Below are 1,139 nucleotides of genomic sequence, written 5' to 3'. Positions count from 1 at the left end.
ACTCCCCTCCCCTGTAAACCGCTGCAAAGTCCCTCGCCTGATCAAACAGTGCGAGGGATTGCAGATGGTTTTTCCTGTGAGTGCCTTGGTTACCTGGCCGCCCCCCGTGGGGAGCCGTCGCGGATGACCCAAGCAGCCCAAATTACCTTTATCGAACACGAGCTGGATGGTTTCCATCAGAGCCTGGCGGAGTATCGCCAGCAGATGGGCGCCTGGTATTCGCGTGCGCTGGATACGGTCAGTCATGCAGCGGACATGCCGTCGTTGCTGGGTATGGACCGAGTGTTGCGGGCTGGGGATGCACAGCAGTCGGTGAGTCTTGGCGATGCGGACTTTGCCACGGTGACCCGCTGCCCCGCAGGGGGTGTGCTGAAGATCCAGAGCAGGTTCGAGTCAGCGTACGACGTGCCGATCGGCAATATCCCGGTTGAGGTGATCGGGCTGGATGACGGCAGTTCCAGGGTCATCCTGCTCGACGAGCAAGGCGAAGGTTCCCACGACTGCGCCGCCGGCGGGCGTTATCAGGTGAGGGTTCAAGGCGGTGTTTCAGCGCAGCAAGTCGACGCCTTGTTTGCTTCCTATGCGGGGCTGACAGCGGATCTTGAGCAATGGCTGCGCGAGCAGTGGCAAGGCTTCAAGCCGCACTGGCAGCGATCCCCCGCCAGCGCAATTGGCAACGGCGTGCTGGCCGGCAGTTGGGCAGCGATCCATGACGCGTGGGACAGCATCAAGCAGGTGCAGGCGATGCTTGAAGACCCGCTCAAGTACGCCGAGCAACTGGGTAGCGAGGCGGCCAGGTTGGCGCAAATCGCCACTGATGCGCCCAGGGTCATGGAACAGGCGATGTTGCTGGCCAGTGATGAGGCGGCGCTGTACCTGTTACTGCGCACCGCCATGATCTGGCTGGAGGCGCTACCGCCCAGTGAAGTCGCGCAAGCAGCCGCCGGTTTTATGGTGTCGCTGCTGATTGACCTGGTGATTGGCGCGGTGCTGACCATCGCGCTGCCGGCAGCGGGCGTGGCGTATTTGAGTATGCGCCTGGTCAAGTACGGTGCGTGGGTGCTTCAGTCAGCCGTGGGCTTCGTGACCGGTGTGCTGACGATCCTCACGAAGTTCATGCAGGCGGTCGACCGCTACAA

Annotated in this window: 1 pseudogene; it reads left to right on the top strand. The window is 62.2% G+C overall.

Features of this window, described 5'->3' with window-relative positions:
• Positions 1–123 precede the first annotated feature (123 nt).
• Positions 124–1,139: pseudogene (locus GIW04_RS30890) on the top strand (type IV secretion protein Rhs); the annotation flags it as partial.

This window comes from Pseudomonas sp. PA-4-8C (assembly GCF_021606625.1).
GTDB classification, from domain to species: Bacteria; Pseudomonadota; Gammaproteobacteria; order Pseudomonadales; family Pseudomonadaceae; genus Aquipseudomonas; species Aquipseudomonas lactis.
This window is presented reverse-complemented; position numbering and strand designations above follow the sequence as displayed.